This window comes from Pontibacterium sp. (assembly GCF_041587635.1).
Lineage (GTDB): Bacteria > Pseudomonadota > Gammaproteobacteria > Pseudomonadales > Balneatricaceae > Pontibacterium.
In genome coordinates this window covers 1-4,198 of record NZ_JBFGYC010000365.1, presented here as the reverse complement: position 1 = coordinate 4,198, position 4,198 = coordinate 1, and the positions used below count along the sequence as shown (strand labels likewise).

Annotated in this window: 5 protein-coding genes; 1 reads left to right on the top strand and 4 read right to left on the bottom strand. The window is 52.7% G+C overall.

Features of this window, described 5'->3' with window-relative positions; genetic code table 11:
* From ABYW01_RS15560 to ABYW01_RS15545, 4 genes are all read right to left on the bottom strand, one after another.
* Positions 1 to 313: aldolase/citrate lyase family protein (locus ABYW01_RS15560; protein ID WP_372834376.1), on the bottom strand; the 313-nt coding region annotated here is incomplete at its 3' end.
* Positions 314 to 324: 11 nt separating this feature from the next.
* The gene (hpaH, locus tag ABYW01_RS15555) at positions 325 to 1,128 is read right to left on the bottom strand and encodes a 2-oxo-hept-4-ene-1,7-dioate hydratase (RefSeq protein ID WP_372834374.1); all 804 of its coding nucleotides are present in this window, start codon (positions 1,126 to 1,128) and stop codon (positions 325 to 327) included.
* A gap of 10 nt (positions 1,129 to 1,138) precedes the next feature.
* Positions 1,139 to 1,906 (bottom strand): fumarylacetoacetate hydrolase family protein, encoded by a 768-nt coding sequence (locus ABYW01_RS15550; RefSeq protein WP_372834371.1) that lies wholly within the window; start codon positions 1,904 to 1,906, stop codon positions 1,139 to 1,141.
* Positions 1,903 to 2,661, bottom strand: coding sequence for a fumarylacetoacetate hydrolase family protein (locus ABYW01_RS15545; RefSeq protein ID WP_372834368.1), 759 nt, complete (start codon positions 2,659 to 2,661; stop codon positions 1,903 to 1,905). Before ABYW01_RS15545 ends, ABYW01_RS15550 begins: the two co-directional genes overlap by 4 nt.
* A 346-nt stretch (positions 2,662 to 3,007) precedes the next feature.
* Between ABYW01_RS15545 and ABYW01_RS15540 the strand changes: the two genes are divergently transcribed.
* Positions 3,008 to 4,198 (top strand): aldehyde dehydrogenase family protein (locus ABYW01_RS15540; RefSeq protein ID WP_372834366.1); only part of this gene is annotated, 1,191 nt, incomplete at its 3' end.

The following is a 4,198-nucleotide window of genomic DNA, read 5'->3' as shown; positions in this document are numbered from 1 at the left end:
CGGCCTGTTCGCCGGTTTCGACCATCGGTGCAAGAATCGTCTGAACACCCAGATCCAGCAGTTGCTTGATGCGCACGTGGTCCGGCCAAGGAGGACGTACGATGGGTGCGACTGCGTAGGGCGCCATCGCTTGCAGCTGGCCAAGAATCGTCTGCAGATCATTCGGGGCGTGTTCTGCATCGATCAATAACCAGTCGAAACCGGCTCCCGCCAACAGCTCTGCGGTGTAGGAGTTGGCCAAGCCGAGCCAGAGACCAATCTGGGCCGGTCCGTTTTTGATCTGTTCTTTAAACTGGTTTTTGGGTGCCGCCATGACCGACCTCCTTAAGAAAAATTAACGCTGATAGAACCCAGCTTGCCGTAATCGACATGGAAGGTATCACCCTTGCGTGCCGGTACCGGACGCGTGAAGGAGCCACCCAGAATGATCTGACCCGGTTCGAGTGTTACATCGTAAGGTGCCAGTTTGTTTGCCAGCCATGCCACGCCGTTCGCAGGGTGGTTCAGTACACCCGCAGCGACACCGGTTTCTTCGATCACACCGTTGCGGTACATCATTGCGGAGACCCAGCGCAGATCCAGCTCGGTTGGCTTGATTGGACGGCCACCGAGAATAATGCCCGCGTTGGCGGCATTGTCAGAGATGGTGTCGAATACCTTACGCGGGCGGCCAGAGTCAGGATCAATCGACTGACTGCGGGCATCGATCAGTTCTAGTGCTGGCACCACGTAATCGGTGGCGTTATACACGTCGAATATCGTGCAGTTCGGGCCTTTAAGCGGTTTAGCCAGAATGAAGGCCAGCTCCACTTCAATGCGTGGCACGATAAACTGATCGGTTGGAATATCACCACCGTCCTGAAACAGCATATCGTTTAGCAACGTACCGTAGTCAGGCTCATCAATCTGGGATGACTGCTGCATCGCGCGGGAGGTCAGCCCGATCTTATGGCCGATCACACTGCGGCCTTCCGCCAGCTTCTTCTCAACCCATTTACGCTGAATCGCGTACGCGTCTTCGATGGTGATCTCCGGGTGCTGTAGCGACAGCTGGCGCACCTGTTCACGCGTTTTCTCCGCCTGATGCAGCTGGTTAGCGCAGTCGTTGATGATCTCTTGAGATAACATGGTTGTCTCCTTAGGCCTTCAGGCTGCTGACGTATTCATCTTCGCTGATGATGTGGTTGGTCAGGCGACCCACTTTTTCGACCTCAATCACCACTTCATCACCCGGTTTTACGTCGGCCAGACCTTCGGGGGTGCCGGTGAAGATCATGTCGCCCGGTGACAGGGTCATGATGGCACTCAGGTATTCCACCAGATAAGGAATATCAAAGATCATATCCTTGGTATTGCCGTGCTGTTTCAGCTCACCGTTGATGTATGCCTTCAGCTCAAGGTTAGACGGGTCACCGACTTCATTGGCATCGATGATGAACGGGCCGACCGGTGTGCAGGTATCGCGGCTTTTTACACGCAGGTTAGGGCGGTAGTAGTTTTCCAGATAATCACGGATCGCGTAGTCGTTACCTACGGTGTAACCACCGATGTAATCCATTGCATCTTCGCGGCTGACGTTTTTCGCTGTTTTTCCGATGATCGCCACCAGTTCAGCTTCGTAATGCATGTAATCAACATTATCTGGGCGGCAGGTTTTCTGATTGTGGCCGATCAAGGTGTTCGGGCCTTTCAGAAATACTAAGGGTTCTTCAGGCGCGCTGAATGCCAGCTCAGATGCATGATCGGCATAGTTCAGGCCCAATACGAAGATTTTGCCGTCACAAGGCGGTAACCAGTGAACGTCGTTTTCATTCAGTGCGGTGCCATCCGCCAGCACGGCCTGATGGTCGTTGTTGACGCTGACGTCGGTTGGTTGGCCATTGTGCAGAATACGTGCGCGTTTCATGATGCGATCTCCTGTTCAGCCACAACAGGGTTTTCCAGGCGGCCAATCTGTTCAATTTCGATAGCGACAGTGTCACCGGCTTTCAGCGCTAACTTGTCAGTGCGCGGCGGGGTACCGGCAATCAGCAGGTCACCTGGCTGTAGGGTGATAAAGCTACTCACATATTCGACGATCTCTGCGATACCGTAATGCAGTTTGGCGGTTGTGGTGCAGTGCTGCATTTCGCCGTTGATATAGGTGGAAATCTGCAGAGATTCCGGCGCTTTCACGTCTGCTGCATCGACAACCCAAGGGCCGATTGGGCAAAAACCGTCGCGGCATTTCGCTTTTACCGCCGGACGGTAGAACGAGTTTTCCGCCAGACTCACTTCGTTAACCACGGTGTAACCTTTCACGTAATCCAGTGCATCAGCCGCCGATACGCGGGTGGCCTGCTGACCGATGACCACACCTAAAGACGGGCCTGCATAGATCGTTTCACCATCCGCTGGTGCTGGAATTGCCGCGCCATTGCCGATGTGTGTGTTGTCGGTTTTGATATGCAGTACAGGGGTTTTCGGTGGATTTACATGCGGCTTTTCATTGAACGCTGAATCCATCTGATCACGCAGATCGCTGTGGTTGAGGGCGATACCCAGCACAGTGCCGTTGATAGCCGGTAGCCATTGTTGATCCTGGCTGGCAATCAGATCAGTGCCGTGATCTTCCGTCTGATTACAGGCTATACCTGCTTTAAGTATTCGGCTGTGCCTCATAGTAGTTCCTCTTTATCGCGTTGTACGTGCAGCATGAACGTTTCAGGGCAGGGCGCGGATATATGTCTATATATGCAGTAAGCGCGTGCGCTGAATATTATTTAATATGTTAACTATTCTATGCGCAGTTCCTGTTTTGTCAACTGATTAATATCTTAAGAAACTGTCTGTTTCTCAGCTGCAAAGCATTGACAACGGTTAAGATCATAACTAAATTAATTAACATATTAATTAGTTGCTCGTGTTTAGCTCTTTATGAGTGCCGGTTATCAGCTGATACAGCTCAACGGTGAGTCCCGAGCCCAACTATAAACAGAACAATGGTAAAGAGAATTGGAGCGCAGAGATGATTAAGAACCTCATCAACGGTCAGTGGGTCGAGAGTAAAGAGACCTTCGAAACTGTAAACCCGGCAACCGGTGAAGTGCTGGCAGAAGTTGCACATGCATCCCCTGAACAGGTGGCTGCTGCGGTGGCTGCGGCTAAAGATGCATTCCCTGCGTGGGCGAACATGCCGGTGGCGAAGCGCTCAAAAATCATCGAACGTCTGGGCGACCTGATTGCAGAGAACGTTGAAGAGCTGTCGATTCTGGAAACCAAAGATACCGGTCTGCCGATCTACCAGACGCAGAAAGCACTGGTGCCACGTGCGGCCAACAACTTCTACTTCTTCGCTGAGATGGCGAAGCAGATGAACGGCCACACCTATCCGGTGGATGATCAGATGCTGAACTACACGCTGCACCAGCCGGTGGGCGTGTGTGCGCTGATCTCGCCGTGGAATGTACCGTTCATGACCGGCACCTGGAAAACGGCGCCGTGTCTGGCACTGGGTAACACCGCGGTGATGAAACAGTCTGAACTGTCACCACTGACCACGGATTTCTTAGGCAAACTGGCGCTGGAAGCGGGTATCCCTGCCGGTGTTTTCAACATCGTACATGGGTACGGTGCGACTACCGGTGATGCGCTGATCCGCAATGATGATGTGAGTGTGATCTCCTTCACGGGGGGCACCTCTACGGGCAAACACATTATCGCCAATGCCGGACTGAAGAAGTTCTCTATGGAGCTGGGTGGCAAGTCACCGGTGATGATCTTTGATGACTGTGATTACGAGCGTGCGCTGGATGCCGCGTTGTTTGGCATCTTCTCGATCAATGGCGAGCGTTGCACTGCCGGTTCTCGTATCTTTGTTCAGGAAAGCATCTACGACAAATTTGCTGCGGATTTTGCTGCGCGTGCAGACAAGATTGCGGTGGGCGATCCGATGGATATGGATACCAAAGTGGGTTCTCTGATCTCTAAGCCACACTGGGACAAAGTGACCGGCTACATCAATATCGGTGTAGAAGAGGGCGCGAACCTGATCGCCGGTGGTGAAAAACCAACCGATTTGGCTGCTGATATGCAAAACGGTCACTTCGTACGTCCAACCGTATTCCGTGATGTCACCAACGATATGCGTATCGCACAGGAGGAGATCTTTGGTCCTGTGGCTGTGCTGATCCCGTTTAAAGACGAAGCCGATGTACTG

Coding starts and splice junctions, on each gene's coding strand:
- ABYW01_RS15550 (WP_372834371.1), bottom strand. CDS start 1,906: ATGAAACGCGCACGTATTCTGCACAATGGCCAACCAACCGACGTCAGC.
- ABYW01_RS15545 (WP_372834368.1), bottom strand. CDS start 2,661: ATGAGGCACAGCCGAATACTTAAAGCAGGTATAGCCTGTAATCAGACG.
- hpaH (WP_372834374.1), bottom strand. CDS start 1,128: ATGTTATCTCAAGAGATCATCAACGACTGCGCTAACCAGCTGCATCAG.